This is a genomic window from Sagittula sp. SSi028, from assembly GCF_048553715.1.
GTDB lineage: Bacteria > Pseudomonadota > Alphaproteobacteria > Rhodobacterales > Rhodobacteraceae > Sagittula.
In genome coordinates this window covers 1-786 of the sequence record NZ_JBLZNC010000044.1, presented here as the reverse complement: position 1 = coordinate 786, position 786 = coordinate 1, and the positions used below count along the sequence as shown (strand labels likewise).

Here is a 786-nt window from a genome sequence, read left to right as displayed (position 1 = left end):
CAACTCCGCCGTGGCCAGCGGCACAGACCCCTTCGGCAACGCCCTGACCGACACCTCCGACGACAACACAAACGGCGACGGCAGCACAGTTGATGGCGAAGACGACCCGACAAGTGTGACCTTTGCGCCCGCGCCTGAGTTGACGGTTGTGAAGGGTGCGACGTCCGTTGGAGCGTTGCAGGCGGATGGTTCGTTTGACGTGACTTACGCGATCGAGACGACGAACACCGGTAACGTGACGCTTGATAACCTGACGCTGGTGGATGATCTGGCGACCCAGTTTGGTAGCGCGTTCTTGTCTGTCGTGACGCAGCCGACCGTGACGGCTCAGCCGACTTTGGCGGGCAGCGTTGATGTTGCGGATACGACGACGCCCTATGCAGGGGGCGCGACACCATTGATTGGCTCGACCGGTGTCTTGGCGGTTGGCGACAGCTACACGGTGAGCTTCACTGTTAACCTTGATGCGACGGCCTCGACGGCGCTTGAGAACTCGGCGCAGGCGGGGGCAACTCCTCCGGTGACGGCTGCGAACCCGACGCCTGCGGCGATCTCTGACAATTCAGAGAACGATACCACGCAGAACGTGAACGACGGCGACCCGACCACGGGTGATGTGGCCGACGGGACCGTGGATGCGACGAACCCTGAGGACACCAACATCGCAACATCGGTGACCCCGCCGGTTGACGAAGGCGCGGTTGCGGTTTTGAAGGCTGCCGTTCTGAATGATGACGACACCTCTGGCGATGTGAACGCCGGTGACACGATCACCTACACCTACAC

Annotated in this window: 1 protein-coding gene; it reads left to right on the top strand. The window is 61.7% G+C overall.

The annotated features are described in order from the left end of the window. A partial coding sequence (locus ACN5AZ_RS18675) for a hypothetical protein (protein ID WP_419430395.1) occupies positions 1 to 786 on the top strand: 786 nt, incomplete at both ends.